Here is a 25,669-nt window from a genome sequence, read left to right as displayed (position 1 = left end):
CCCGTGGTTCAGGTGCGGGTCGCGTAGTCGCCGAGGGCCGGTTCGAGCAGGTCGAAGACGCGCTCCGCGGCACGGGTGACGGTGGCGGCGATGCCGGCGTTGTCGTGTCCCGCCACGGTCAGCCGCAGGACCTCCCCGAACAGCAGCCGGTGCGCCGCCCCCAGCTGGGTGGCGACCGCCCTCGGGGTGATGTCGTCGGGCTCGGCGGCGGTTTCGGTGGTCAGGGTGGCGGCGAGGGCGTCCTCGCGCGCCTCGTGCAGCTCACGCAGGCGCGCGGTGAGGGTCGGGCTGTCCACGATCATCCGGGCGAACGGCTGACCCGAGAAGCCGATCACCGGGTCGTGCCCGGCCACCGACCGCAGGAACGCCGCCCGCAGCGCGGCCAGCGCCGACTCGCCGACGGCACGCCCGGCGACCGCGCGCGCCAGGCCGGCGGTGAACTCCTCGTGCTGGTCGAGGGCCAGGTCCTCCTTGCGGGCGAAGTAGTTGGTGACGGTCTTCTTCGCCACCCTCGCCGCCTCCGCGATGTCCGCGATGGTCGTCTCCTCGAACCCCCGCTCGATGAACAGCCGGGTGGCGTGGTCGGAGATCAACTGGCGCGTCTCCTGCTTCTTCAGCTCTCGCAGGCCGGGGTTTGTGCTGGTCATGACGTTAGCCTCGCAGATTTTTACGTCGGGAGCAAACTTCCTCTTGACTTTTAGTAGTACCGAACTATAATTACACTCGTAGCAAGCAACCACCGAGGAGAACACCTTGCGCCGAGAGCACCAGGGCCGCCGCCCCACCCGCGTCACCCACCAGCCGTTCCCCGGCAAGCAGCAACCGACCAGGCCCACCCGGGCCACCGGCGTGCCGCGCCGCCGCTCGTACTGACCCACCCCCGACCCCCACCGGAGGAGAACCCTTGATCACCAAGTCCACGCTGTCCCTGAACGTCGACGACGTCACCGCGTCGAGCGACTTCTTCACCACCCACTTCGGCTACACCCGGCAGATGGCGGACGACGGCTTCGCGTCGCTGGGCCACGAGGGCGCGGTCGACATCGTGCTGCTGCGCCGGGGCATCGAAGTGCTGCCCGAGGGCTTCCGCGACCAGCACGCGGCCGGCCTGATCGTCGCCTTCACGGTCGACGACCTCGCGGCGGAGCACGACCGGCTCGTCGCCGCGGGCATCGAGATCACCATGCCGCTGCGCGAGGAGCCGTGGGGTGAGCGCCTGTTCCAGGTGACCGACCCGAATGGCGTCATCGTCCAGCTCGTCGAGTGGGCGAACTTGTGACGCGGGGTCGTGGCGGGCGAGTGCCGCGGGCAACGGCACTCGCCCGTACAGGTGACCGGAGCAGGGTTGCCCGGGACCGATAGGCTCCCTGCGTGACCGCCGCAGCCAGCTCGGACGCAGACCTCATCGCGGCGCACGCCGCGGGTGACCCACACGCCTTCTCCGAGCTCGTGCGCAGACACCGGGATCGCATGTGGGCGGTCGCGCTGCGCACCCTGCGCGATCCCGAAGAGGCCGCGGACGCCCTCCAGGAGGCGTTCATCTCGGCCTTCCGGGCGGCGGCGAGCTTCCGCGCCGAGTCGCAGGTGACCACGTGGCTGCACCGAATAGTCGTGAACGCCTGCCTGGACCGGATGCGCCGGCGCCAGACCAGGCCGACGGTACCGCTGCCCGAGGCAGGCCCTGGTGAGCCCGTCGCACCCAGGGACGCGATGGCCGAGCGGGAGACCCGGCTGGTCGTCCAGGCAGCCCTCCTCGAACTCCCCGAGGAGCAGCGCGCCCCGATCGTGCTGGTCGACGTCGAGGGCTACTCCGTCGCCGAAACCGCCCAGCTCCTGGGCATCGCGGAGGGCACGGTCAAGTCGCGCTGCGCCCGTGGACGGGCCAAGCTGGCCAAAGTTCTGGGTCACCTCCGGAACCGGAGTGCAGATGCGAACGTCCCAATGAACGATGTGCAGGTGCAACAGGGACGTCAGTTGGAGGAACGATGACCGGCAATGCGCGGCGTTCAGGGCCGCCGTGGTCCGTCGACCTGCTGGCTGATCTGCACGCGGGGGCTCTGGACCCGCGGACCGAGGCCGAGCTCCGGCCACTGGTCGAGAACGACCCCGAGGCGCGGGAGATCCTGGCCGCCCTCGACGCGACGCTCGAAGACCTGCACGACCTGCCGCCGATCCCCATGCCGCGCCACGTGGCCGACCGGATCGACGCGGCACTCGCCGACGAGGCGCGCCCGACCGCACCGGTGATCGACTTCGCGCAGGCCAAGGCCCGCCGCAACAAGCGCCTCGGCTGGGGCGCCGGTTTCCTCGCCACGGCCGCCGTAGCCATCGGTGTGGCCGTGGTGGCGATCCCGCAGAACCCGACCGCGGGTGACGGCGGTATCGCCCAGGAAGACCGGACGTCGACCCCGGTCGCGGGCAGCGCGGCGCCCGAGGACCGGATGCCCGCGGTGCGCGGCCAGAACTTCGGCCCGGTCGTCGGCGACGTGCTCAAGGCCCAGAACTACGGCCCCCTGGAGAACCAGGACCAGCTGGCCGGCTGCCTGCGCGGCGCGAACGTCACGGCGGGCAAGCCGCTCGGGGTCAGCCCGATCACGCTGGACGACAAGCCGGCCGTGATGGCGATCCTGCCCGGCGGCTCGCCCGGCGCGTACCGGATCGTGGTGGTCGACCCGGCCACGTGCGGTCCGGACAACCCCGACGGCGTGCTGGCGAACAGCGTCATCAGCCCGTAGCCCAGCTCACTCCCGTGCGCGGAATTCCCGCGCCCTACGATCCGTTGTGCGAAGTGCCGGGCCGGGTTGATCCCGGCCCGCAGGCGACTAACGGAGGTCGAGGGTGTCGGACGTTCGGAACCTGATCGTCGTGGGATCGGGGCCCGCCGGGTACACCGCGGCGGTCTACGCCGCACGGGCCCAGCTCGAACCGCTGGTGTTCGAGGGCTCGCAGTACGGCGGCGCGCTGATGACCACGACCGAAGTCGAGAACTACCCCGGTTTCCGCGACGGCATCATGGGCCCCGACCTCATGGAGCAGATGCGGGAGCAGGCGAAGCGCTTCGGCGCCGAGCTGCGCTCCGAGGACGTCGAGGCGGTGGAGCTCGACGGCCCGGTCAAGTACGTCACCGCCAACGGTCAGCGGTACGCCGCCCGCGCGGTCGTCCTCGCCATGGGCGCGGCGGCGCGCTACCTGCACGTCCCCGGTGAGCAGGAGCTGCTCGGCCGCGGTGTGTCGGCTTGCGCCACGTGCGACGGCTTCTTCTTCCGCGACCAGGACATCGCGGTGATCGGCGGCGGCGACTCGGCGATGGAGGAGGCGACGTTCCTGACGAAGTTCGCCCGGACCGTCACGATCATCCACCGCCGCGAGGAGTTCCGCGCCTCCAAGATCATGCTGGAGCGCGCGCGCAGCAACGAGAAGATCAAGTGGCTGCTGAACGCCGAGGTGGTCGAGGTGCTGGGCACCGGTTCGGTGTCCGGCGTGAAGACCCGCGACACGCGCACCGGCGACGTGACCGAGCACCCGTTCACCGGGTTCTTCGTCGCCATCGGCCACGACCCGCGCAGTGAGCTGGTCAAGGGCCAGGTCGACGTGGACGGCGAGGGCTACGTCCAGGTCGTCGGTCGGACGACCCACACGAACGTGGACGGCGTGTTCGCCGCGGGCGACCTCGTCGACCACACCTACCGCCAGGCGATCACCGCCGCCGGGTCGGGCTGCGCCGCCGCGATCGACGCCGAGCGCTGGCTCGCCGAGCACGGGTCCGCGGAGGCCGCGGTCAGCTCCGAGCACGTCGGCGGCGGCTACGGCGACCCCGTCTCCACCAGCTGATCCACTTCTTTCCCGAGGGAGAAACAACATGGCAGGGTCCACCGTGGTCACGTCCGCCAAGACGTTCGCCGACGACGTGCTGACCAGCGAGAAGCCCGTTCTGGTCGACTTCTGGGCGACCTGGTGCGGCCCGTGCAAGATGGTCGCCCCGGTGCTCGAGGAGATCGCCGCCGAGCACGCCGAGAAGATCACCGTGGCGAAGCTGGACATCGACGCGCACCCGTCGATCGCGCGGGACTACCAGATCATGTCGGTGCCGACCCTGATCCTCTTCCAGGGTGGCCGCCCGGTGAAGCAGATCACGGGCGCGAAGCCGAAGGCCGCGCTGCTGAAGGAACTCTCCGACGTCCTGTGATCTTGCCCGTCCGAGTGACCCGTCCGTCTTCCCGGAAGGCGGACGGGTCACTCGTTTGTGGACAGTTGACCACTCGCAGTAGCCCCGTCCGTGGCATCGGCGCGAGCAAGGCACAATAGGGCGTCAAGTTCGCGTCGACGGATGTCGGCGCCTTAGTGAGCGAGGGGTGCATGCCGCTACTCCGCCGCGGGGATTTCGGTCCGGACGTCGCCGAGGTCAGGGCAACGCTGACGAAGCTCGGTCTGCTGTCCGATCCGCAGCCGTCACAGGTGTTCGACCTGCCGGTCGAGCACGCTGTGCGCGCGTTCCAGCAGCAGCGGGGTCTGATCACCGACGGCACCGTCGGCCCGGCCACCTACCGCGCGCTGCGCGATGCGACGTACCGCCTCGGCGACCGGCCGTTGGCGTTCCTGATGGCACAGCCGGTGACCGGTGACGACGTGTCCGCCCTGCAGGAGCGCCTGCTGGAGCTGGGGTACGACGCCGGGCGGGCCAACGGTGAGTTCGGTCACCAGACTGAGCTGGCCCTGCGGAGCTTCCAGCGCGACTACGGCCTGATCGTCGACGGCATGTGCGGTCCCGACACGGTGCGCGCGCTGCGGCAGCTCCAGCCCAAGGTGCGCGGTGGCCGGCCGGTGTTCCTGCGCGAGCAGGAGCGGGTGCGGCGGGCCGGGCCGAGGCTGTCCGGGAAGCGCATCATCATCGACCCGGGTCACGGCGGCGACGACCGCGGTGTCGTGGTCGACGGCGTGTCCGAGGCCGACGTCATGCTCGACCTGGGCAGGCTGCTCGAGGGCAAGATGGCCGCCACCGGCATGGAGGCCCTGCTCACGCGTGGGCCGAACAACAACCCGGACGAGGGCGAGCGCGCGCGGTTCGCGAACGACGCGGGCGCCGACCTGATCCTGTCGCTGCACTCCGACCGCAACGCGTCGCCGTTGGCGTCCGGGGTGGCGACGTTCCACTTCGGGACGGGCAACGGCACGTCGTCCACGGTCGGTGAGGCGCTGGCCGGGTTCATCCAGCGGGAGATCGTGGCGCGGACCGGGATGCTGGACTGCCGGACGCACCCGAAGACGTGGGACATGCTCCGGATGACCCGCTGCACGGCGGTTCGGGTCGAGGTCGGCTACCTGACCAACGAGGGCGACCGGCAGCGGCTGGCGAACCCGTCGTTCCGGGACGTGGTGGCCGAGGGCATCCTGGTCGCGGTGAAGCGGCTGTACCTGTTGGGCAAGGACGACCAGCCGACCGGCACGTTCACGCTGGACGACCTGCTGCGGCACGAAGTGGCGACCGGCAAGATCCGCTAGCCGGTTTGCCCACCGGGCAAGATCGCGCCCACCGTGCCCCCTTGAGGTGGATTACCGGCCTGATCAGCACTTTTACCCCCAGCGGGGCACTAGTTTCGGCGTCATGGAAGAGCGATTGACGCCGTTGCGGGTGTCCACGGTGCGCACGAGGGAGCTCGGCGCGGAACTCCGGCTGGCCCGGACGCGGCTCAAGGTGCCCGCGGAACACGTGTCCAGGTCGTTGGGCTGGTCGCTGGGTCGGCTCAGCAGGCTCGAGCACGGCGAGCGGGGCACCAACGAGCTTGACCTGGGTGCTCTGCTCGGCCAACTCGGTGTCGACAAAGCGACGAAGGAACGTGTCCGCTTGTTGGCCCGGGAACGGGACTTGGGGCACTACCTGCGCTCACACGAAGGCAAGCTGTCCGACAACCTGCTGAGCCTCGCGATCCACGAGCAATCCGCCGTCACCATGCACAAGTACGAGCCCATGGTGATTCCGGGCTTGTTGCAGACCGAGGCCTACGCCCGAGCGGTGATCGAACTCCACGGCGTCGAATCGCCGGACGAACTGGAAACGTTCGTCGACGCCCGAATGCGGCGGCAATCCGTTCTGACCTCGCCGAATCCGCCGGGAACGGTGTTCTACATCCACGAGATCAGCCTGCTCAGCCGGATCGGCAACGCCCGGATCATGCACGACCAGGTGATGCGGCTGCGGTTCATGTGCGACTGGCCTCGACTGACCCTGCGGGTGATCCCGATGTCAGCGCCGGGTCACCCCGCCCTCATGCGCGGGTTCAACCTGATGACCTTCGCCGAGCCGGTGAATCCGGTCGCCTACGCCGATACCGATGCCGCCACTGTGTTCACCGAAGACCCCGACTCGATCAAGCTCTACCAGCGCAAGCGCAACGCCCTCGCGACCCTCGCTCTGGATGCGGAACAATCAAGGTCGACGTTCGCCCACTGGGCGGACTTCTACGACCTTCGAGGGGACCGCGATGACGAAGGTGCCGACCTGGCGTAAGAGCAGCTACAGCGGCGGGGGGCAGACCGACTGCGTCGAGGTGGCCCACACCGAGCCGGGCGTGGCCGTTCGGGACTCGAAGAACACCACCGGCCCGACCCTGGCCTTCCCACTGCGCACCTGGCTCGCGTTCCTCCGCACCCGGAACGCCTGACCTACCAGTCCGCGAGCACGTCCAGCACGTCCAGCACGAACTCCTCGTCGTCCGCGCGGTTCTGGGCGCGCAGGTCGAACATGAGGTCGGTCAGCTCGTCCACCAGGCGATCCGCCGGCACACCCTCGGCCTGCCACCCGTCGAGCAGTGTGCGAATCTTTGCGAAATCCCGCGATCCCTCGGTGATCGCGAGTACCTTGCGCTGGATCTCAACCCCCACGTCCACAAGTCGATCTTATTGGCCGGCGCCGCCGGTGAGGAGCACGATGGAGTTCTACCGCCTCGATCCCGAGGTCGCCGGTGCGCTGGACGAAGGAACCGTCATCGACGCCGCGGCACACCCGCCGCGCATCGAAGCGGTGCACTACGAGATCAGCGACTGGTCCGGCGACGACCTCATCGAAGCGTTCCCGGTGTACCTCGTCACCGACGACCTGGCCGACGTGCTGGTCGACAGCGGCCTCGACGCGTTCCGGGTCCGCCGGGCCACGGTGACCCTCTCCGAAGAGGCACAGGAGCTCCTGGACGGCAAGGAGCTGCCGACCTTCCACTGGCTCGAGGTGACCGGTCAGGCCGGCGTGGACGACCTCGGCGTCACCGACCAGGGGCAGCTCGTCGTCAGCGAGCAGGCGCTCGAACTCATCCAGGGCGGCACGCTGGTGAACTGCGAGATCGACCGCTTCTGAGCCGATTACGCGGGTCGGAAGCTCGGCTCCGCGGTGGAGACGGTCACCGAGTTGAGCAGCTGCTCCAGCGCCGCCTCGACGTCTTCCTTCCACGAGGACGCGCTGCGCAGCTCAAGGCGCAACCGCGGCCAGCGGGGGTGGGGGCGGACCGTCTTGAAGCCCACCTGCAGCAGGAAGTCGGCGGGCGTGACGCAGCACTTCGCGCCCTCGTCCGGCCGGGTGTCGCCGAACGCCTCGATCGCCTTCACGCCGCGCCGGGTGAGGTCCTTCGCCACCGTCTGCACCAGCACCCGGCCGAGGCCGCCGCCGCGGAACTCCGGCAGCACCTCGACGCCCGTCATCAGCACCGCGTCGGCGCTGGCCGGGGAGGTGGGGAACGCCAACGACCGGGGCACCGCGGCCGGCGGCGCGTAGAACGCGGAACCGGCGGGTATCCCGTCGACGTAGATGATCCGACCGCAGGAGCCCCACTCCAGCAGCACGCTGGAGACCCAGGCTTCCTTCTCGAACTCGGTGTCCCCGAACTCCTCGGCCTGTTCCTTCAGGTGCGGCGCGAGTTCCCAGAACACGCACGTCCGCGCATGTTTGGACAGGTGCTCCAAGTTGTCCAAGGTGACGCCCACGACACGACGCGACACCCCGACCTCCAAGCCCCCGGATACATCCCCTCACGAGGATAGGCGGATGTGACCCCCGCCCGGAAGGCAGATGCCCCGAACGGGACGGCCGTTACACTCGGGCGGGAACAAACCCGCCGGTAACAGCCACCTACGGAGTTTCCCGTGAACCTACCCGGACAGCCTCCCAAGCAGGGAGCCAGAAGCCTTGATCCCCACCTGCGCCGGTACGCGGCGCGGACGGCGGGCATGACGGCATCGGAGATCCGGGCACTCTTCGCGGTGGCGAGCAGGCCGGAGGTGGTATCCCTGGCGGGCGGGATGCCGCACCTGGCAGCACTGCCGCTGGACTCGCTCAGCGCGGAAGTGGCGGACGTGATCGCCACGGACGGCCTGGTCGCCCTCCAGTACGGCAGCGCGCACGGCCTCCCCGAGCTGCGCGAGCAGATCTGCGAAGTGATGGCGCTGGAGGGCATCAACGCCCACCCGGACGACGTCGTGGTGACGGTCGGTTCCCAGATGGGCCTCGACATGGTCACCCGCATCTTCTGCGACCCCGGTGACGTGGTGCTGGCCGAAGGCCCGTCGTACGTGGGCGCGCTCGGGTCGTTCGCCGCCTACCAGGCGCAGGTCGTGCACGTCGGCATGGACGCGGACGGCCTCGTGCCGGAAGCGCTCCGGGAGGCCATCGCGTCCGTCCACCGGGCCGGCCGGCGGATCAAGTTCCTCTACACGATCCCGAACTTCCACAACCCCGCCGGCGTGACGCTCGCCGTCCAGCGCCGGGCGGAGGTGCTGGACATCTGCCGCACCCACGGCATCCTCGTGGTCGAGGACAACCCGTACGGGCTGCTCGGCTTCGACGGCACCACGTACCCCGCGCTGCGGGCGAGCGACCCGGACAACGTGGTCTACCTCGGCTCGTTCTCCAAGACGTTCGCGGCGGGCCTGCGGGTCGGCTGGGTGCTCGCGCCGCACGCCGTGCGGGAGAAGCTGGTCCTGGCGGCCGAGTCGGCCACCCTGTGCCCGCCCACGCTCAACCAGCTGATCGTGTCGCGCTACCTGTCGACGCACGACTGGAAGGGCCAGATCAAGACCTACCGCGAGGCCTACCGGGAACGGCGTGACGCGGCGATCTCGTCGCTGGAGCAGCACATGCCGCTTGGTTCCACGTGGAACAAGCCGAACGGCGGGTTCTACGTGTGGGTCACCGTCCCCGAGGGCATCGACACCAAGGCGATGCTGCCGCGTGCCATCACCCAGCGCGTCGCGTACGCGTCCGGCACCGGCTTCTACGCCGACGGCCTCGGCAGCCGCCAGCTCCGCATCTCGTACTGCTACCCGACGCCCGAGCGCATCCGGGAGGGTGTGCGACGGCTCGCGAACGTGATCAAGGACGAGATCGAGCTGCACGAGACGTTCGGCCCCACGGTCGGCCGCGCGGTCTCCGGTCCGCACAGCCCATCGCCCGACACCGCGTGATCAGGAGTAGAGAGTTGTCCAACCGCTGGGTCGCAGTCCTGTCCGGGGGCCTTTCGCACGAGCGGGAGGTGTCGTTGCGATCCGGTCGCCGGCTGTCGGCCGCCCTCCGCTCGGCCGGTCTGGTCGTGGAGGAGTGGGACGCCGACCGCAACCTGCTCACGCGGCTCAAGGAACACCGGCCGGACGCCGTGGTGGTGGCGCTGCACGGCGGTGAGGGCGAGAACGGGTCGGTGCAGACGATCCTGGAGCTGGCGGGCGTGCCGTTCGTCGGCACCGACTCGCGGGCGTGCCGACGGGCGTGGGACAAGCCGACCGCGAAGGGCGAGCTGGCGCGTGCGGGCCTGGCGACTCCGGAGTGGGCCGTGCTGCCGCACGCGACGTTCCGGGAGCTGGGCGCGCAGCCCGTGCTGGACTCGATGGTGGAACGGCTTGGGCTGCCGTTGATGCTCAAGCCGGACCAGGGCGGCTCGGCGCTGGGCGCCCAGGTGGTGCGCGACGCGGCCGACCTCCCGGCCGCGATGGTCGGCTGCCTGGCGTACGGGAACACCGTGCTCGCCGAGCGGTACGTGGAGGGCGTCGAAGTGGCCGTCGCGGTGGTGGACGGTCCGGACGGGCCGCACGCCCTGCCGCCGGTGGAGATCGTCCCGGAGAACGGCGTCTACGACTACACCGCCCGGTACACCGCCGGCCTCACGGACTTCCACGCGCCGGCGCGGTTGGACGAGAAGGCGGCGCAGGCGGTCGGCGAGCTCGCGGTGGCCGCGCACCGGCTGCTGGGTCTGCGCGACGTGTCGCGGACCGACGCGATCGTGGCGGCGGACGGCACGGTGTACTTCCTCGAAGTGAACGTGTCGCCCGGTTTGACCGAGACCTCGCTCCTGCCGATGGCGGTCGAGGCGGCGGGGGAGTCGCTCGGCGAGATCTACGCGGGGCTCGTGGAGCGCGCGGTCGCCCGTTAGACCCTCTCACTTATTGACTACGGCCCGTGTCCGATTGGACGCGGGCCGTATTCATCACCGTGACATAAGGCCCTGGGGTGATCCCTTGCGGGCCAAACGTATCCGTTTTGTCCGATTTTTCGTTGCCGTCGGCAACCTACTCCGAGGGCCTCGTTCGCTGCGCCGCTTCCGGTGACATGAGCTGAATGATGCGTTCGAGGTCGTCCACGGACCCGAACTCGACCACGATCCGGCCCTTCCGCTGACCCAGCTCGACCTTCACCCGGGTGTCGAAGTTGTCCGACAGCCGCTCCGCCAAGTCCTGGAGGCCGGGCGCCTGGATCGGCTTGCGCCGGACCTGCTTCGCCTTGGCGGGCTCGGCGCCCTTCGCGAGGGTCACCGCTTCCTCGGTCGCGCGGACCGACATGCCCTCCGCGACGATCCGGGCCGCCAGCTCTTCCTGGGTGCCGGGGTCCTCGATGCCGAGCAGCGCGCGGGCGTGACCGGCGGACAGCACGCCCGCCGCGACCCGCCGCTGCACGGGGAGGGGGAGCTTCAGCAGCCGGATCGTGTTGGTGACGACCGGGCGGCTGCGACCGATGCGGTCCGCCAACTCCTCGTGCGTCACGCCGAACTCCTCCAGCAGCTGCTGGTAGGCGGACGCCTCTTCCAACGGGTTCAGCTGGACGCGGTGGATGTTCTCCAGCAGCGCGTCGCGCAGCATCACGTCGTCGGCGGTCTGCCGGACGATCGCCGGGATCGTCTTCAGCCCGGCCAGCTGGGTCGCCCGCCACCGCCGCTCGCCCATGACGAGCTCGTAGGTGTCCGTCCCGGTCGCCCGCACCACGATCGGCTGCATGAGCCCGAACTCGCGGATCGAGTGCTCCAGCTCGCGCAGCGCCTCTTCGTCGAAGACCTGCCGCGGCTGCTTCGGGTTGGTGCGGATCGAGGTGACCGGCAGCTCCTGGTACACCGCACCGGCCACGTCGCCGGAGGGTGTCGCGTCGGACTGCCCGGAAGACGAGAGCGCAGAGGACGACGAGCCGTTCGGCACCGCCCGCAGGGGAGTCGTCGCCGCCGGTGTCCCCGGAGGCGGTCCGCTCGGGATCAGGGCCGCGAGGCCACGGCCTAGGCCACCCTTGCGCTGTTCCGTCATGCCGATCCCATCTTCGCGCCGAACTCGGCGATCTCCCGTGCCGCGTCGAGGTAGCTCATCGCACCCCGTGAGCCGGGATCGTAGGTGAGCACCGTCTGACCGAATCCTGGTGCCTCGGAGACCTTCACGCTGCGCGGGATCACCGTTTTGAGGACTGTGTCGCCGAAGTGGCCGCGCACCTCGCTGGTCACCTGGTCGGCCAGCTTCGTCCGGCCGTCGTACATGGTGAGCAGGATGGTGGACACGTTCAGCGCCGGGTTCAGGTGCGCCTGGACGAGCTCGATGTTGCGCAGCAGCTGCCCCAGGCCTTCCAGCGCGTAGTACTCGCACTGGATCGGGATCAGCACCTCCTGCGCGGCGACCATCGCGTTGACGGTCAGCAGGCCGAGCGACGGCGGGCAGTCGATGAACACGTAGTCCGGCTGGATCGGGTCCAGCGCCTCCGGGCTCAGCGCCTCCTTCAACCGCGACTCGCGGGCCACCATCGAGACGAGTTCGATCTCCGCGCCGGCGAGGTCGATCGTGGCGGGCACGCAGTAGAGGTTGGGGGACTGGTTGCTCACCTGGGCCGCTTCGGCGACCGACATCTCACCGATCAGCACCTCGTACACGGACGGCGTGCCGGAGCGGTGGTCGACGGCCAGCGCCGTGCTCGCGTTGCCCTGCGGGTCGAGGTCGATGACGAGAACCTTCAGCCCGTGGATGGCCAGCCCGGCGGCCAGGTTCACCGTGCTCGTGGTCTTGCCGACGCCGCCCTTCTGGTTGGCGACCACCATGACGCGGCGACGGTCCGGGCGGGGGAGTTGGAGGGAGTCGGGGTGCAGGACGCGGGTGGCGCGTGCCGCTTCTTCCGCGATGGGGGTCCACACGGTGTTGTCTCCTGCCGGTTCCACGTTGTCAGTCGAGTCTGCGTTGCCTGCCGGGCGGAGCACTTCGCCTGCGCCCACTGCTCCTTCGGGCTCGGTTTCACGTGAAACACCGGCCGCTTGGAACACTGGTTGCAGGGGGTCGGGGTACACGTTCACCGAGCCTTCCTTCCGCGACGCGCGCCTTCCCGGCGGCTCGCCTGCTCATCGCGCTCCACGAGCACGACCGTCGTGGGCAGTTCGAGGACTTCACCGCCGCAGGTGACGACGCGCGGCCGGACGCCTCCGGCCCGACGCACCGCTGCGGCGTCGCGTTCGAGTTCTTCGGCGGCGCTCTCGCCCTTGAGGGCGACCAGTCGTCCACCGGGCCGCAGCAGTGGGATGCACCACCGCGTCAGCCGATCCAGCGGGGCCACCGCGCGGGCCGTCACGACGTCGCTGCCGGACAACTGGTCGAGCACCGGCCCCTCCTCGGCTCGTCCGCGGATCACGTTGACGTCGAGGTCGAGAGCCTCCACGCACTCCGTCAACCACGCCACCCGGCGCGCCATCGGCTCCAGGAGCGTCAGGGCGAGATCCGGTCGTGCGATCGCCAGGGGGATGCCCGGCAAGCCCGCGCCCGAGCCTACGTCCACGACCCGCGAACCTTCGGGAAGCAACTCCGCGACGACCGCCGAATTCAGGACGTGGCGGTCCCAGAGCCGGTCGACCTCCCGGGGACCGATCAGGCCGCGCTCCACGCCGTGCTCGGTGAGCAGTGCCGTGAAGGCGACCGCCTTGTCGTAGTGGTCACCGAAGACCTTCTTCGCGCGGTCTTCCACCTCTTCGGCCATGGCTCCATCCGGGGACGTTTCACGTGAAACCACACACGACGCCAGCGGCGGTCGGTGTGGGCGATGGGGTCGGGCGTCTCGCCAGGAGGCGGTGAGCCCCGGGAGATGTGCCGGTGCCCACTATGACGGATCACCCCGGCGACACGCCAAATCGACGCGACGAGTTCTGCCGCGTTTCACGTGAAACTTGCGATCCGACCGTCCTTGGGCGACGTGCGGAGGAGTTCGAGCGCGTAGTCGACCGACTCGACGTGGTCGAGGTCCGGGACTTCTTCGAGCGGGAACCACGCCGCCTGGTCCGTGCTGCCGTCCACCTCGAAGGTGAGTTCGCCGCCGATGACGTGTGCCTCGTACATGATTCGGAGGCGGTGGTAGTCGATCTCGACGCCGTCGCGTTCCAGCGGGCCGTGGACGTTCTGGATGCCGAGCAGGCGGTCGACCTCGGCGTGGTAGCCGGTCTCCTCGAACACCTCGCGGATGACCGCGCGGTAGGGGTCCTCGCCGTGGTCGACGCCGCCGCCCGGCAGGATCCACATCGGCCGGTCCGGGCCCAGCCACCGGGACAGGAGCAGCCGACCGTCCTCGATGATCACGGCGTAGGCGGCGACACGAAGCTTCCGGATGATCTCAGTCATGCCGCGACCGTTTCACGTGAAACCCGACGAGGGGAAGGTTTTTGGATGTACTCCGTCACACCGGGGGTGCTGAGCACCATGGGGCACCCCCACGACCTCCAGCACGTCGCCGAGCTGGCCGCGGCCGGCGTCTCCACCATCGTCTGCACGTTGACGGAGACGGAGCTGGCGGAGCTCGACCTGACGGGGGAGGAGGCGGCGGCGCGGGACGCGGGGATGGCGTTCCACTGGGTGCCGATCCCGGACTTCGACGTCCCAGCCGCCGCGCTGGAACTGGACGCCGTGGTCGAGGAGATGCGTGCGGGCCGGCACGTCGTGGTGCACTGCTGGGGCGGGATCGGGCGGTCGTCGTTGGTGGCCGGTGCGCTGCTGGTGTCGGACGGTGCCTCACCCGAGGCCGCGTGGCAGGCGATCTCGGCGGCGCGCGGGCGGGACGTGCCGGCGACCGACGAGCAGCGGGCGTGGCTGAGCACGTTCGCGCAGGCGCGGTTCTGGGACGGGCAGGCGGCGACGTTCGACCGGGAAGCCGACCACGGGCTGACCGACCCGGACGTGCGGCGGGCGTGGGCGGACCTGCTCCTGCCGTTGCTGCCGCCCGCGCCGGCGTCCGTCGTGGACCTCGGGTGCGGCACCGGCAGCCTCACCGCGTTGCTCGTCGGAGCCGGGTACGACGTGCGCGGGCTCGACCTGTCCGAGCGGATGGTCGCCGCGGCACGGGCGAAGGTCGCCGACGTGGAGTTCCGCCAGGGTGACGCCGCGCGCCCGCCGTACCCGCCGGGATCGTTCGACGTGGTGCTCGTGCGGCACGTGCTGTGGGCGTTGCCCGACCCGGCCGCCGCGATCGAGCGGTGGCGTGCCCTCCTCAAGCCAGGCGGGCGGCTCGTGCTGGTCGAGGGGCGCTGGCACACCGGCGCCGGGGTCACCGCCGCCGACTGCGTCGCGCTGCTGGGGGAGGCGGACGTCCGGCCGCTGACCGACCCGGCGCTCTGGGGCCGGGAGATCACCGACGAGCGGTACGTCGTGCTGTCCCGCTGACCAACGAGAACGGCCCCGGCTCCCACAAGGGGGCCGGGGCCGTTCCACGTGAAACCACTCAGGGCTTCGGCAGCACCACCACGCGGCGCTGCGGCTCCTCGCCCTCGCTCTCGCTGTGCACGCCCGCCACCGTGGCGACGGCGTCGTGCACGACCTTCCGCTCGAACGGCGTCATCGGGTGCAGGCGCACCTTCTCACCGGACGCCACCACCTTCTCCGCCGTCGTCCGGCCGAGGTCGGCCAGTTCGGCCCGCCGTCCGGCACGCCACCCGGCGATGTCCAGCATGAGCCGGCTGCGCACGCCCGTCTCCTGCTGCACCGCGAGCCGGGTCAGCTCCTGCAACGACTCCAGGACCGTGCCGCGGGTGCCGACCAGCTTCTCCAGGTCGTCACCGCCGTCGATGCTCACGATCGCCCGACCCGCCTCGACGTCGAGGTCGATGTCGCCGTCGTAGTCGAGGAGGTCCAACAACCGCTCGAGGTAGTCCCCGGCGATGTCGCCCTCCTGGACGAGCAGGTCCTCCGAACTCCCCGACCGCGCCGACGGGGCCGGTTCGACCTCGGGCGTGTCCACGTCGGCCGCCTGCAACGTCTCCGACACGATGTCTCCTCTCCAGGGTCAACGACGCTTCTTGTTGCCCTGCTTCTTGCCTGGGGATCGGTCTGGGCTCAGACCGGGAATCTCGGTGGACGGCTTCGCGGTCCCGTTGGACCCGCTCCCGTCCGATTCGGCCTCGGTCGGCGCCGGCTTCGCGGTCCCCGTGGACTGCGTACCTGCCGGCTTGCGCGGCTGCGGCTTCTGACCGGGCCTCGGCTTGACCGCCGGCTTGGCGCCCGGCTTCGGCGCCAGCGCCTGGCGCTGCGTGGTCGCCTCGACCTTCTTCTGCTCTTCCTCGCGGTCGATGCGGTGGTACACGACGTACTGCTGACCCAGCGTCCACGAGTTGTTGCTCAGCCAGTACAGCAGGATCGCGATGGGGAAGAAGAGGCCACCGACGAGCACGCCGATCGGGAACAAGTACAGCGTCAGCTTGTTCATGATCGCGGTCTGCGGGTTGTCCGCCGCGGCCTGCGTCTGGCGTGCCACCGAGTGGCGGGCGGTGAAGTGCGTGCCGATCGACGCCAGGATCATCAACGGGATCGAGACCAGGAGCACGCTGCTGCGCTCGGTGGCGAACGCCGCCAGCTCGTTCTCGGGCATCGTGATGAACGTCGAGAGGTTCGCGCCGAACAGCTTCGCGTTGACGAACGACTCCACGCCCTGGGCGTCGAAGAAGTAGACCTCGCCCCAGCCGGGCTTGAACGAGCGCAGCACGTGGAACAGGCCGATGAACACCGGGATCTGCACCAGCATCGGCAGGCAGCCGCCCAGCGGGTTGACGCCGTGCTCCGACTGGAGCTTCTGCATCTCCTGCGCCTGGCGCTGCTTGTCGTTCGCGTACTTCTTCTTGATCTTCTGCAGCTCCGGCGCGAACTCCTGCATCTTGCGCATCGAGCGGACCTGGCCGACGAACGGCTTGAACAGGATCGCGCGCAGCGTGAAGACGAGGAACACCACGGCGAAGGCCCACGCGAACCCGCTCGACTCGCCGAAGACGTGGCCGAACACCCAGTGCCAACACCACAGGATGAAGGACACCGGGTAGTAGATGAAGTTGAGCACTAGCTACTCCTCGGCAGGAAGGTCGGGGACCGCGTTTCGCCTCGGCGGAACCGGGTCCAGGCCACCAGGGTGCCAGGGTCCGCAGCGACCCAACCGGCGGAGGGTCAGCCAGGAACCGCGCAGCGCACCGTGGACGGTCAACGCCTCCACCGCGTACGCGCTGCAACTCGGGTGGAAACGGCAGGTCGGGGGCAGCGCGGGCGAGATGAACTTCCGGTAGAAGCGCACCGGGAGCAGCAGAGCCCGAACGACGGGACTCACCTGGACGGTCGTCATCTCAACACCTTGTGCAGCGCCGCGTCGAGGTCACGGCCGAGCTCGGCGCTGCTCGCCTCCGCTGACGGTGCCAACGCGCGCACGACCAGGGAAGTTCCGGGGGGCAGCCGGTCGAGCCGGTCCCGGACGACGTGCCGGAGCCGGCGGCTCACCTGGTGCCGGACCACGGAGTTGCCCACGGCTTTGCTCACGACGAAGCCCACCTTGGACTGGTCCAAGGTGGGCTGCGCCGAGGTGCGTGTTCCCGCCGAGGCGCCGTTCGATGCCGTCGACGTACGTGTTCCCGCCGAGGCGCCGTTGGACGCCGCCGAGGTACGTGTCTCCGCCGGGGCGCTGGTCGATGCCACTGCCGCCCCGGTGTCGACCGTCGCCGCTGTGCCATCGGACACCGCCGCTGTGTCGTCGCCGACCGCAACTCGCGCGGTCACCGACGGCAACAGGACGTGCACGACCAGCCGTGACCGGCCGGCCCGGCGGCCTCGGCGGACCACCAGGCCGAAGTCCTGGCTGCGGGTCAGCCGATTGGCCGCCGGTAGCACGGCGCTGCGGCGATCTAGGCGGACAGCTCTTTGCGACCCTTGCCGCGGCGCGCGGCCAGGATGGCGCGACCGGCACGGGTGCGCATGCGCAGCCGGAACCCGTGCGTCTTCGCACGGCGACGGTTGTTGGGCTGGAAGGTGCGCTTACCCTTGCTCACGGTCGGACTCCCGGTGCTTAACTGCCAAGCAGGTCTGTGGTGTCCCCAGCCGAACAAGCCTTAGGCGCGCGAAAAGCACCCCACGCAAGCGGGAGACGGTACGAGGGTACGCAGGCCAGGGGGCGCGGTTCAAATCGGGGTCGCACCCGGGCACGGCGAGCGGTCCCGCACCTGCGTTAAAAGCTTGCGAGCCGGTACGCCTTGTGGCATGGCCCGCACCTTGTTAGCGTGCTGCCTTCGCGGGTAGACGCGGGCCGTGCCGACGAGGCGGGGCAGAGCCGCCGCCACGCGGACCGCAGGTGCTCGGGAGCAACGGGGGGACCGCTGCGCGCCGAGCCGCGTTCGTGCACAGTTGTGGATAACTCTGTGGATGCCTCTATTCTCCGTGTCCACGTCGTGGAAGTTCCCGGGGACTGACCGCGGAGCCGTCACCGAGGGGAGGGGAGCGCGGAGGTGTCCGACCACCAGGCCGATCTGGGTCTCGTGTGGGAGCAGGTCGTGCAGGAGCTAGCCGCCAGCACGTTGTCTCCCCAGCAGCGCGCGTGGATGCGCGTCACCAGACCCATCGGGCTGCTCGACGGGACCGCCCTGCTCGCCGCGCCGAGCGACTTCGCGAAGGAAGCCATCGAGCGCGCGCTCCGCGAACCCATCACCGCGGCGCTGTCGCGTCGCCTCGGTCGTGCCGTGTCGCTGGCCGTCAAGGTCGACTCGCCCGACCCTCCCGTGACCACGCCGATCCCGGTGCCCACCCCCGTGCCTGTCGCCATGTCGACATCGGTGTCGTCCTTCGCGTCCTTCAACGGCGGCATCGCGGTCGAGGCGGAGACCGAGGGTGACACCGACGGCGAGGGTGAAGAGGTCGACGAGGAAGGCGAAGCGCTCGCCGCCGTCACCGAGATCTGGCCGACCTACGGCGGCGGCAACGCCGCGCCGAGCGGCACCCCGTACACCCGGCCGGCGAACCCGGTGGCCTCGCAGACCAGGTTGAACGAGAAGTACAACTTCGACACGTTCGTGATCGGCGCGTCCAACCGCTTCGCGCACGCCGCCGCGGTGGCCGTCGCCGAAGCACCGGCCCGTGCGTACAACCCCCTGTTCATCTGGGGTGAGTCGGGGCTCGGCAAGACGCACCTGCTGCACGCGGTCGGGCACTACGCCCAGCGCCTGTTCCCCGGGATGCGCGTGCGGTACGTGTCGACCGAGGAGTTCACCAACGACTTCATCAACTCCCTGCGTGACGACCGGAAGGTCGCGTTCCAGCGCCGGTACCGGGACATCGACGTGCTGCTGGTCGATGACATCCAGTTCCTGGAGGGCAAGGAAGGCACGCAGGAGGAGTTCTTCCACACGTTCAACACGCTGCACAACGCGAACAAGCAGATCGTCGTGTCGTCCGACCGTCCGCCCAAGCGGCTGGAGACGTTGGAAGACCGGTTGCGGACGCGGTTCGAGTGGGGCTTGATCACGGACATCCAGCCGCCCGAGCTGGAGACCCGGATCGCGATCCTGCGGAAGAAGGCGGCGCAGGACCGCCTGGCGGCGCCGGCCGAGGTGCTGGAGTTCATCGCGGCGCGGATCGAGCGGAACATCCGGGAGCTGGAAGGCGCCCTGATCCGCGTGACGGCGTTCGCGTCGCTGAACCGGCAGCCGGTAGACGTGCAGCTGGCGGAGATAGTGCTCCGCGACCTCATCCCGGACTCCCACGCGCCCGAGATCACCGCGCCGACCATCATGGCCGTGACGGCGGAGTTCTTCAGCGTGTCCATAGACGATCTTTGTGGGCCCGGTAAGACGAAGGTGCTGGCGCAGGCGAGGCAGATCTCGATGTACCTGTGCCGGGAGCTGACGGACCTGTCACTGCCGAAGATCGGCCAGACGTTCGGTGGACGGGACCACACGACGGTCATGCACGCGGACAAGAAGATCCGCAAGGAGATGGCCGAGCGCCGGCGCGTCTACGAGCAGGTCCAGGAACTGACGTCGCGCATCAAACAGCGCGCCCGCCACACCCCCTGACCCTCCGCAAACGCTTGCGCCACCCCGGGGGCAAGGTCAGCCCGCCGAACACTTTCGGGTGATCAACGCCCAAATATGTACGGAAACACCGTTACCGCACATCGGTTGATCAGACCGCCCCCGCAACCACCCCTCCCGCCTCCCGCCTTCGCTCCTCCCACCCCTGCCGGCCACGCCGCCTCGGCCTCCACCACCCCGGCCACGAGCCCAGCCCGCAGCCGGCGAGTGCCGCAGCCAGGACACGCCCCAGCCCGGCGCCCCCGAACCCACCCGAGCCGCCAGCACGACGCGGCCCAGGCACCACGCCGCAAGCAGGCACCGCCACGCCACCGCCGGTCCGAGCCGAGCCGGCCAGTCGCCTGTCCGGCTCGGGCCCTGTCCGGCTCGGACTGGGCCGGCTCGGACCTGACCCGGCGGCGGACGCTCGCGCAGGCATCCCGCCGAGCCGTGCCACTCATCGCTGCGGCGAGCCTGCCCCCAGCGCGCGAACGAACGCGCCCGAGCCTGGTCGCACCCCCGCCCGCGCCACCGCGCCGTCCGCGCCCGCCCACCGCCTCACCCGCCCACCGCGCCACCGCGCCACCGCGCCACCGCGCCACCGACGATGAGCCGCCCGACCGCGGTGTGCCGTCCCGCGAGGTCAACGGGAGGTCGACGGGGGTCGACGGGGGTCGACGGTCAGGCGGATCGGCAATGCCGGGCGGTCGAAGCGGGGCGAGGGCCGGAGGCGTCGACGGGGTCCTGAGGCAGACGGGTCAAGAGATTGGGCGTCGGCGGTCGCCGGGGTCGGGGCTGGAGTTCGGGCACGCGGCGATTGGTGACCACCGACATCGGCGCCCGGCGACCGGCGGGGGTCGGGCAGGACGGGCCGGGTGGGTGGTTGGGAGCGCGCGGCGGTCGGCGGGGGGCGGGACTTGCGGCGGCGATCGGGCGGTCGGTGGGCGGCCGGGGTGGCGGCAGGCGATTGGGTGGTCGGTGGCGGATGGGCGGGTCGCGGGTCGCGGATGGCGGGTCGCGGATGGCGGGTCGCGGATGGCGGATGGCGGGTGGCGGGTGGGCCCGGCGAGACACGGTTGGCGCGATCGGCAGGCGCGGGGGCGCAGCGGGGCCGCCGCGAGGCGCGGGCCGTGGTGGAGAGAGGCAGCAACTGCGGGGGTGCCGTCGCGAGGGCACGGGTCGGGGTGGGGTGGGGTGGGGCGGGGCGGGGCTGAATGCTGCGCTCGTCCCCGGGTGACACCGACCGCACCCGGGGACGGCGCGAACCGCACCCGGGTGCGGTCGGGATCGAGGATCGGACCGTCGCCGGCACCCGGGTGCGACGCCCGCGTCCCCCCGCGACGGCCGACAGAGCCGCACCGAACCCGGGCGCGAAGGCCACTCCGCCGACCGGAACGACCCCAAAACCGGCCCATTCACCGCCAACCCCCGCGCATCACCCTGACGTGGTCGCAGGTACCGGTTGGGCGTGGTTCCCGGGCAGGCCTTGGGGTTCCCGCCCCGCACCCGCCCCCGGAAACGCAGGTGAACGACCGGCTACGAGTTGTCCACAGCCCCAGAAAAGTGCCCCGTCGGGGGAGATCCGGCCCACCATCACCCTGTGCAGCACCCGGGTACAACTCGGCCCACACCCGGGGATTAACCCGGGGACAACTCGGCCTACCTGTGGACCGAACGGACCATCCCCATAGTTCTCCCCGGGGACGCCGACTTGTCCCCGGGTGACACCCCGTACTTGTCCACACCTCCAAGCGGGCGACACGCTGCGAGAACGAGGGTTGTCCACACAATCCACAGCCCCTACTGCTGTTGCTGTTGTCTTCCCTTGAAGAGAAGAACAAAAGAAAAACAGGCGGCGGTCGAGCCCGGGGACGGACGCTCGGCAGCGCCCCACCCCGGGTGTGGCCCCGAGGTGACGAACCGCGTCCCGACGCTCTACGGTGGGGACCCTCCGCTCCGTGGGTCGAAAGATCCGGCGAGGGACGCGGCTCCCTAACCCCCACCGCAACGCATGCTGTTGTTGGTCATGCCGACTTGAGGAAGGACGCCTCATGAAGATCCGCGTCGAGCGCGACGGCCTGGCCGACGCCGTCGCCTGGGTCGCCCGCAGCCTGCCGTCCAGGCCGCCTGTCCCGGTGCTCGGTGGAGTCCTGCTCGACGCCGGGGCGGAGGACGGCTCCGGCGAAGCGCTGACGGTCTCCGGCTTCGACTACGAGGTGTCCGCCCAGTGCGGCGTCCCGGCCACCATCGCCGACGGCGGCAAGGCGCTCGTCTCCGGCCGCCTGCTCGCCGACATCACCAAAGCCCTCCCGAACCACCCGGTCGAGATCGCGGTCGACGGCTCCCGGATGACGATCTCCTGCGGCAGCGCCCGGTTCAGCCTGCCGACCATGCCGGTCGAGGACTACCCGCAGCTGCCGTCCATGCCGCAGCACGCCGGCGAGCTCCCGGGCGAGATCTTCGGCGAGGCCGTCGCGCAGGTCGCCGTCGCGGCCGGCAAGGACGACACCCTCCCGATGCTGACCGGCGTCCGGCTGGAGATCGGCGAGGGCAAGCTGACCCTCGTCGCCACCGACCGCTTCCGCCTCGCCATGCGCGAGTTCCCGTGGGAGCCGAACGAGTCGCTCGGCGAGGTCGCCGTGCTCGTCCCCGCCAAGACCCTGAACGACGCCGCGAAGACGCTCGGCGCGTCCGGCGCGAAGATCACGCTCTCCCTCGCCGCGAACGACGGCCTGCTCGGCCTGTCCGGCACGGGCCGCCGCACGACCACCCGCCTGCTCGACGCCGACTTCCCGAAGTACCGCCAGCTGCTGCCCAGCGAGCACTCGGCCGCCGCGATCATCGAGGTCGACGCGCTGGTGCAGGCGATCAAGCGCGTGTCGCTGGTCGCCGAGCGCGGCACCCAGGTCCGGCTCGAATTCGTGGACAACAGCCTCCGCCTGTCCGCCGGCGGCGACGACGAGGGCAGCGCCGAGGAAGAGCTCCCCGTCGAGTACACCGGCGACCCGGTCACCATCGCCTTCAACCCGACGTACCTCCAGGAGGGCCTGCAGGCCGTCCGCACCCCGAGGGCGCACTTGTCCTTCACCACACCCAGTCGGCCCGCGCTGCTCAAGCCGGTGGACGAGGATGGGAACGTGGCGCCGGGCTACCTCTACCTGTTGATGCCCGTGCGCCTGCCCGGCTGATCCACAACGCCATCCACAGACGTAGGGAAGAGGAACGACCGTGCAGCTCGGACTCGTCGGCCTCGGCAAGATGGGCTTCAACATGCGCGAGCGGATCCGCCGCGCGGGGCACGAGGTGGTCGGCTACGACCGCAACCCTGAAGTCTCCGACGCCGAGACGCTCGCCGACATGGTGGGCAAGCTCAGCGCACCGCGCCTGGTGTGGGTGATGGTGCCCGCGGGCGACATCACCCGGCAGACGATCACCGACCTCGGCGGCCTGCTGGAGCCGGGCGACCTGGTGATCGACGGCGGCAACTCGCGCTTCACCGATGACGAGATCAACGCGAAGGCGTTGGCCGACAAGGGCATCGGCTACATGGACGCCGGTGTGTCCGGCGGCGTCTGGGGCCTGGAGAACGGCTACGGCCTGATGGTCGGCGGCGAGGCCGAGCACGTCGAGCGCGCCATGCCGATCTTCGACGCGCTGCGCCCGGAGGGTCCGCGCGAGGAGGGCTTCGCGCACGCGGGCCGGATCGGCGCCGGCCACTTCGCGAAGATGGTCCACAACGGCATCGAGTACGGCCTGATGCAGGCGTACGCCGAGGGCTTCGAGCTGCTGGAGGCGTCGAAGCTGGTGGACGACGTGCCGGCCACGATCAAGGCGTGGCAGCGCGGCACGGTGGTCCGCTCGTGGCTGCTCGACCTGCTCGTCCGCGCGCTGGAGTCCGACCCGGAGCTGGACGACCTGCGCGGTCACGTGGAGGACTCCGGTGAGGGCCGGTGGACGGTCGAGGAGGCCATCAAGCACGCGGTGCCCGCGCCGGTGATCTCCGCCGCGCTGTTCGCCCGGTTCGCGTCCCGCCAGGACGACTCGCCGGCCATGCGGGCGGTCGCGGCGCTGCGCAACCAGTTCGGCGGTCACGCCGTGCAGGCCGCGGGACCTTCGTCCGGTTCCGGCTCGACCCAGAGCTGACCCGTTGTACGTCCGGCACCTGCAAGTCGCCGACTTCAGATCGTGGGAGCACGCCGACCTGGCGTTCGAGCCGGGGGTGACCGTGCTCGTCGGGCGCAACGGCCAGGGCAAGACGAACCTGGTCGAGGCGCTCGGGTACGTGGCCACCCTGGGTTCGCACCGGGTGGCCACGGACGCGCCGCTGGTCCGGCACGGCGCGCAGCGCGCGGTGGTCCGCACGGCGGTGGTCAACGAGGGGCGCGAGCTGCTGGTCGAGCTGGAGATCACGCCGGGCAAGGCGAACCGGGCGCGGATCAACCGCGGCCCGGTGCCGCGACCGCGCGACGTGCTGGGCATCCTGCGCACGGTGCTGTTCGCGCCGGAGGACCTGGCGCTGGTGCGCGGCGACCCGGGCGAGCGGCGGCGGTTCCTGGACGAGTTGCTGACGACGCGCGCGCCGCGTTACGCGGGAGTCCGCAGCGACTACGAGCGGGTGCTCAAGCAGCGGGGCGCGTTGCTGAAGAGCGTGCGGGCGTCGCGGAACGCGGACATCAGCACGCTCGACGTGTGGGACGGGCACCTGGCCCGGCACGGCGCCGAGCTGCTGGCGGCCCGGCTGGACCTCGTCGCGGACATCGCGCCGCACGTGGCCGCGGCGTACGCGGAGGTGGCGCCGGAGTCGCGGCCCGCGCGGGTGGCGTACCGGTCGAGCCTCGGTGAGTCGTTCCCGGGGTCGCACGACCGCGAGGTGCTGGAGGACGCGTTGCTCGCCGAGCTGCACCGGGTGCGCGGGCAGGAGATCGACCGGGGCGTGTGCCTGGTCGGGCCGCACCGCGACGACCTGGACCTGGCGCTGGGTGACCTGCCCGCGAAGGGGTACGCCAGTCACGGAGAGTCATGGTCCTTCGCCTTGGCGCTGAGGCTCGGCGGGTACGAGTTGCTGCGTGTCGAGGGGGCGGAACCGGTGCTCGTGCTGGACGATGTGTTCGCCGAACTGGACCGCGGCAGGCGTCGCCAGTTGGCGAAGGTGGCTGCCGGCGCGGAGCAGGTGTTGATCACGGCGGCGGTCGCGGAGGACGTGCCCGAGGAACTGGACGGGCTGCGGTTCGACGTTCGCGACGGGGAGGTGCGTCGTGTCTGACGAGTTGCCCCAAACGGGTGTGACCCCTCGCACAGCTGGGGACAACCCTGTGGATGGTGTGGATAACTCCGGGGCGAAATCGGACATATCCACACCTGGTGCCACTCCATCGAGTGGTTTGCGTGGTCCGGACCTGGCACGCGCCGCACTCGAAGCCGCCCGCGCCTCCGCCAAGGCCCGTGGTGCGCGGGGTGCCCGCAAGGGTTCGGTGCCCGCCGCGGGCCGCCGTCGACGGCGCCGTTGGTCCGGTCCCGGCCCGGACGACCGCGACCCGCAGCCGCTCGGCAGGCTCGCCTCGCGGATGGCGGCCGACCGCGGCTGGGCGGAACGGCTGGCGGGTGGCCAGGTGTTCGCCCGATGGGCGAAACTGGTCGGTGAGGACGTGGCCGAGCACGCGAAGCCGGTCGCGCTGAGTGACAACGAGCTGACCGTCCAGGCCGACTCGACGGCGTGGGCCACGCAGCTGCGGCTGTTGCAGCGGGACCTGCTGAAGCGCATCGCGGCGGGTGTCGGCGACGGCGTGGTGCAGAAGCTGAAGGTCCAGGGTCCGGCGGCCCCCAGCTGGCGCTACGGCCCCAGGCACGCTCCAGGTCGCGGACCACGTGACACCTACGGGTGACGAGCGCCAGGCCCGCAGCGGCGATTCTGTGGCGCGGTGAGCGCTCACCAGGCGATTTTGACCCCGTGAACGGCGGTCGGCACCCATCTGCGTTCACTTCGGGCCGCCTGTGAGCAAACCAGGGCCGTCCTCGGTGGGTTTCTGTCGGACCGCCCCGGTAGGATCGAGGGGTAGCGTGACCCCAGCGTCGCCAGGCGACGAACGCAGTCGTCAGAAGTCTGAGGAGACACC

Annotated in this window: 29 protein-coding genes; 17 read left to right on the top strand and 12 right to left on the bottom strand. The window is 70.4% G+C overall.

All coding sequences use genetic code 11. From position 1 onward, the window contains the following. Nucleotides 1-8: 8 nt before the first annotated feature. Nucleotides 9-647 (bottom strand): TetR/AcrR family transcriptional regulator, encoded by a 639-nt coding sequence (locus OQ02_RS01240; protein ID WP_033436302.1) that lies wholly within the window; start codon nucleotides 645-647, stop codon nucleotides 9-11. 257 nt (nucleotides 648-904) lie between these two features. On the opposite strand from OQ02_RS01240, the gene OQ02_RS01235 reads away from it, so the two are divergent. From OQ02_RS01235 to OQ02_RS01200, 8 genes are all read left to right on the top strand, one after another. Next, the gene (locus OQ02_RS01235) at nucleotides 905-1,279 is read left to right on the top strand and encodes a VOC family protein (RefSeq protein WP_033436301.1); all 375 of its coding nucleotides are present in this window, start codon (nucleotides 905-907) and stop codon (nucleotides 1,277-1,279) included. Nucleotides 1,280-1,371: 92 nt separating this feature from the next. Then, nucleotides 1,372-1,989 (top strand): RNA polymerase sigma factor SigM, encoded by a 618-nt coding sequence (gene sigM / locus OQ02_RS01230; protein ID WP_033436300.1) that lies wholly within the window; start codon nucleotides 1,372-1,374, stop codon nucleotides 1,987-1,989. Further along, a complete protein-coding gene (locus tag OQ02_RS01225; RefSeq protein ID WP_033436299.1) occupies nucleotides 1,986-2,735 on the top strand; it encodes a hypothetical protein in 750 nt (249 codons plus the stop codon). Before sigM ends, OQ02_RS01225 begins: the two co-directional genes overlap by 4 nt. A 103-nt stretch (nucleotides 2,736-2,838) precedes the next feature. Beyond that, the gene (gene trxB, locus OQ02_RS01220) at nucleotides 2,839-3,831 is read left to right on the top strand and encodes a thioredoxin-disulfide reductase (RefSeq protein ID WP_033436298.1); all 993 of its coding nucleotides are present in this window, start codon (nucleotides 2,839-2,841) and stop codon (nucleotides 3,829-3,831) included. A gap of 28 nt (nucleotides 3,832-3,859) precedes the next feature. Beyond that, complete coding sequence (gene trxA / locus OQ02_RS01215) at nucleotides 3,860-4,186, top strand: thioredoxin (protein ID WP_033436297.1); 327 nt, start codon at nucleotides 3,860-3,862, stop codon at nucleotides 4,184-4,186. 170 nt (nucleotides 4,187-4,356) lie between these two features. Further along, nucleotides 4,357-5,499: an N-acetylmuramoyl-L-alanine amidase gene (locus OQ02_RS01210; protein ID WP_033436296.1), complete on the top strand. Its 1,143-nt coding sequence runs from the start codon at nucleotides 4,357-4,359 to the stop codon at nucleotides 5,497-5,499. A gap of 46 nt (nucleotides 5,500-5,545) precedes the next feature. Then, nucleotides 5,546-6,505, top strand: a complete 960-nt coding sequence (locus OQ02_RS01205) for a helix-turn-helix domain-containing protein (protein ID WP_156076829.1) — start codon at nucleotides 5,546-5,548, stop codon at nucleotides 6,503-6,505. Next, a complete protein-coding gene (locus OQ02_RS01200) occupies nucleotides 6,480-6,659 on the top strand; it encodes a DUF397 domain-containing protein (RefSeq protein WP_033436294.1) in 180 nt (59 codons plus the stop codon). The genes OQ02_RS01205 and OQ02_RS01200 overlap by 26 nt, the downstream gene beginning before the upstream one ends. Before the next feature lies 1 nt (nucleotide 6,660). Here the strand turns inward: OQ02_RS01200 and OQ02_RS39985 are convergent, their stop codons facing one another. After that, a complete protein-coding gene (locus tag OQ02_RS39985; RefSeq protein ID WP_037329515.1) occupies nucleotides 6,661-6,885 on the bottom strand; it encodes a hypothetical protein in 225 nt (74 codons plus the stop codon). Nucleotides 6,886-6,925: 40 nt separating this feature from the next. Between OQ02_RS39985 and OQ02_RS01195 the strand changes: the two genes are divergently transcribed. After that, complete coding sequence (locus OQ02_RS01195) at nucleotides 6,926-7,345, top strand: hypothetical protein (RefSeq protein WP_033436899.1); 420 nt, start codon at nucleotides 6,926-6,928, stop codon at nucleotides 7,343-7,345. A 5-nt stretch (nucleotides 7,346-7,350) separates the two neighbouring features. On the opposite strand, the gene OQ02_RS01190 is transcribed toward OQ02_RS01195, so the two are convergent. Next, on the bottom strand, nucleotides 7,351-7,983 hold the full coding sequence (locus tag OQ02_RS01190; protein WP_156076828.1) for a GNAT family N-acetyltransferase: 633 nt from the start codon (nucleotides 7,981-7,983) through the stop codon (nucleotides 7,351-7,353). Between the two features lie 144 nt (nucleotides 7,984-8,127). Between OQ02_RS01190 and OQ02_RS01185 the strand changes: the two genes are divergently transcribed. Together OQ02_RS01185 and OQ02_RS01180 are read left to right on the top strand one after the other, a co-directional pair. Next, nucleotides 8,128-9,444 carry an aminotransferase-like domain-containing protein gene (locus OQ02_RS01185; protein ID WP_033436292.1) on the top strand — a complete coding sequence of 439 codons (1,317 nt, stop codon included), beginning with the start codon at nucleotides 8,128-8,130 and terminating at the stop codon, nucleotides 9,442-9,444. A 14-nt stretch (nucleotides 9,445-9,458) separates the two neighbouring features. Beyond that, nucleotides 9,459-10,403 (top strand): D-alanine--D-alanine ligase family protein, encoded by a 945-nt coding sequence (locus OQ02_RS01180; protein WP_033436291.1) that lies wholly within the window; start codon nucleotides 9,459-9,461, stop codon nucleotides 10,401-10,403. Nucleotides 10,404-10,539: 136 nt separating this feature from the next. Here OQ02_RS01180 and OQ02_RS01175 read toward each other — a convergent pair whose 3' ends face one another. From OQ02_RS01175 to OQ02_RS01160, 4 genes are all read right to left on the bottom strand, one after another. Continuing rightward, nucleotides 10,540-11,538, bottom strand: a complete 999-nt coding sequence (locus OQ02_RS01175; protein WP_033436290.1) for a ParB/RepB/Spo0J family partition protein — start codon at nucleotides 11,536-11,538, stop codon at nucleotides 10,540-10,542. Beyond that, nucleotides 11,535-12,431, bottom strand: coding sequence for a ParA family protein (locus OQ02_RS01170; protein WP_033436289.1), 897 nt, complete (start codon nucleotides 12,429-12,431; stop codon nucleotides 11,535-11,537). Before OQ02_RS01170 ends, OQ02_RS01175 begins: the two co-directional genes overlap by 4 nt. A gap of 128 nt (nucleotides 12,432-12,559) precedes the next feature. Then, the gene (gene rsmG, locus OQ02_RS01165) at nucleotides 12,560-13,237 is read right to left on the bottom strand and encodes a 16S rRNA (guanine(527)-N(7))-methyltransferase RsmG (protein WP_033436288.1); all 678 of its coding nucleotides are present in this window, start codon (nucleotides 13,235-13,237) and stop codon (nucleotides 12,560-12,562) included. A 176-nt stretch (nucleotides 13,238-13,413) separates the two neighbouring features. Next, nucleotides 13,414-13,872, bottom strand: a complete 459-nt coding sequence (locus OQ02_RS01160) for an NUDIX domain-containing protein (protein ID WP_033436287.1) — start codon at nucleotides 13,870-13,872, stop codon at nucleotides 13,414-13,416. A 45-nt stretch (nucleotides 13,873-13,917) separates the two neighbouring features. Here OQ02_RS01160 and OQ02_RS01155 point away from each other — a divergent pair, with 45 nt between their 5' ends. After that, entirely contained in the window at nucleotides 13,918-14,907 is a 990-nt protein-coding gene (locus OQ02_RS01155; RefSeq protein WP_231499823.1) for a methyltransferase domain-containing protein, read from the top strand. A 58-nt stretch (nucleotides 14,908-14,965) separates the two neighbouring features. On the opposite strand, the gene OQ02_RS01150 is transcribed toward OQ02_RS01155, so the two are convergent. Genes OQ02_RS01150 through rpmH form a run of 5 tightly spaced genes read right to left on the bottom strand, consistent with a single transcriptional unit; the run spans nucleotide 14,966 to nucleotide 17,543 of the window. Then, complete coding sequence (locus OQ02_RS01150; RefSeq protein WP_033436286.1) at nucleotides 14,966-15,508, bottom strand: Jag family protein; 543 nt, start codon at nucleotides 15,506-15,508, stop codon at nucleotides 14,966-14,968. 18 nt (nucleotides 15,509-15,526) lie between these two features. Beyond that, nucleotides 15,527-16,570: a membrane protein insertase YidC gene (gene yidC, locus OQ02_RS01145; protein WP_033436285.1), complete on the bottom strand. Its 1,044-nt coding sequence runs from the start codon at nucleotides 16,568-16,570 to the stop codon at nucleotides 15,527-15,529. A gap of 3 nt (nucleotides 16,571-16,573) precedes the next feature. Then, nucleotides 16,574-16,846, bottom strand: a complete 273-nt coding sequence (yidD, locus tag OQ02_RS42090; RefSeq protein ID WP_053714550.1) for a membrane protein insertion efficiency factor YidD — start codon at nucleotides 16,844-16,846, stop codon at nucleotides 16,574-16,576. Beyond that, entirely contained in the window at nucleotides 16,843-17,385 is a 543-nt protein-coding gene (gene rnpA / locus OQ02_RS41830; protein WP_081915317.1) for a ribonuclease P protein component, read from the bottom strand. Before rnpA ends, yidD begins: the two co-directional genes overlap by 4 nt. Nucleotides 17,386-17,399: 14 nt before the next feature. Then, a complete protein-coding gene (gene rpmH / locus OQ02_RS42085) occupies nucleotides 17,400-17,543 on the bottom strand; it encodes a 50S ribosomal protein L34 (RefSeq protein ID WP_081915316.1) in 144 nt (47 codons plus the stop codon). Nucleotides 17,544-17,996: 453 nt separating this feature from the next. Between rpmH and dnaA the strand changes: the two genes are divergently transcribed. The 5 genes from dnaA to OQ02_RS01115 all read left to right on the top strand — a co-directional run bounded on the left by dnaA (nucleotide 17,997) and on the right by OQ02_RS01115 (nucleotide 25,438). Then, nucleotides 17,997-19,559: a chromosomal replication initiator protein DnaA gene (gene dnaA, locus OQ02_RS01135; RefSeq protein WP_033436284.1), complete on the top strand. Its 1,563-nt coding sequence runs from the start codon at nucleotides 17,997-17,999 to the stop codon at nucleotides 19,557-19,559. A 2,048-nt stretch (nucleotides 19,560-21,607) separates the two neighbouring features. Next, a complete protein-coding gene (gene dnaN / locus OQ02_RS01130; protein WP_033436283.1) occupies nucleotides 21,608-22,744 on the top strand; it encodes a DNA polymerase III subunit beta in 1,137 nt (378 codons plus the stop codon). Between the two features lie 40 nt (nucleotides 22,745-22,784). Next, nucleotides 22,785-23,699, top strand: coding sequence for a phosphogluconate dehydrogenase (NAD(+)-dependent, decarboxylating) (gene gnd / locus OQ02_RS01125; protein WP_081915314.1), 915 nt, complete (start codon nucleotides 22,785-22,787; stop codon nucleotides 23,697-23,699). A 4-nt stretch (nucleotides 23,700-23,703) separates the two neighbouring features. Next, nucleotides 23,704-24,819, top strand: a complete 1,116-nt coding sequence (gene recF / locus OQ02_RS01120; protein WP_033436282.1) for a DNA replication/repair protein RecF — start codon at nucleotides 23,704-23,706, stop codon at nucleotides 24,817-24,819. A 118-nt stretch (nucleotides 24,820-24,937) separates the two neighbouring features. Beyond that, nucleotides 24,938-25,438, top strand: a complete 501-nt coding sequence (locus OQ02_RS01115; RefSeq protein ID WP_033436281.1) for a DciA family protein — start codon at nucleotides 24,938-24,940, stop codon at nucleotides 25,436-25,438. Nucleotides 25,439-25,669 lie beyond the last annotated feature (231 nt).

Source organism: Saccharothrix sp. NRRL B-16314, assembly GCF_000716595.1.
Lineage (GTDB): Bacteria > Actinomycetota > Actinomycetes > Mycobacteriales > Pseudonocardiaceae > Actinosynnema.
The sequence above is the reverse complement of the archived record's forward strand: the minus strand, read 5'-3'. Positions and strand labels throughout refer to the sequence as shown.

What these genes read in the sequence shown, in the direction of transcription:
- OQ02_RS01195 (WP_033436899.1), top strand. Translation starts at nt 6,926, where the DNA reads ATGGAGTTCTACCGCCTCGATCCCGAGGTCGCCGGTGCGCTGGACGAA.
- OQ02_RS01160 (WP_033436287.1), bottom strand. Translation starts at nt 13,872, where the DNA reads ATGACTGAGATCATCCGGAAGCTTCGTGTCGCCGCCTACGCCGTGATC.
- OQ02_RS01155 (WP_231499823.1), top strand. Translation starts at nt 13,918, where the DNA reads ATGTACTCCGTCACACCGGGGGTGCTGAGCACCATGGGGCACCCCCAC.
- OQ02_RS01240 (WP_033436302.1), bottom strand. Translation starts at nt 647, where the DNA reads ATGACCAGCACAAACCCCGGCCTGCGAGAGCTGAAGAAGCAGGAGACG.
- yidD (WP_053714550.1), bottom strand. Translation starts at nt 16,846, where the DNA reads ATGACGACCGTCCAGGTGAGTCCCGTCGTTCGGGCTCTGCTGCTCCCG.
- OQ02_RS01225 (WP_033436299.1), top strand. Translation starts at nt 1,986, where the DNA reads ATGACCGGCAATGCGCGGCGTTCAGGGCCGCCGTGGTCCGTCGACCTG.
- trxA (WP_033436297.1), top strand. Translation starts at nt 3,860, where the DNA reads ATGGCAGGGTCCACCGTGGTCACGTCCGCCAAGACGTTCGCCGACGAC.
- dnaN (WP_033436283.1), top strand. Translation starts at nt 21,608, where the DNA reads ATGAAGATCCGCGTCGAGCGCGACGGCCTGGCCGACGCCGTCGCCTGG.
- OQ02_RS01210 (WP_033436296.1), top strand. Translation starts at nt 4,357, where the DNA reads ATGCCGCTACTCCGCCGCGGGGATTTCGGTCCGGACGTCGCCGAGGTC.
- rsmG (WP_033436288.1), bottom strand. Translation starts at nt 13,237, where the DNA reads ATGGCCGAAGAGGTGGAAGACCGCGCGAAGAAGGTCTTCGGTGACCAC.
- OQ02_RS01175 (WP_033436290.1), bottom strand. Translation starts at nt 11,538, where the DNA reads ATGACGGAACAGCGCAAGGGTGGCCTAGGCCGTGGCCTCGCGGCCCTG.
- OQ02_RS01200 (WP_033436294.1), top strand. Translation starts at nt 6,480, where the DNA reads ATGACGAAGGTGCCGACCTGGCGTAAGAGCAGCTACAGCGGCGGGGGG.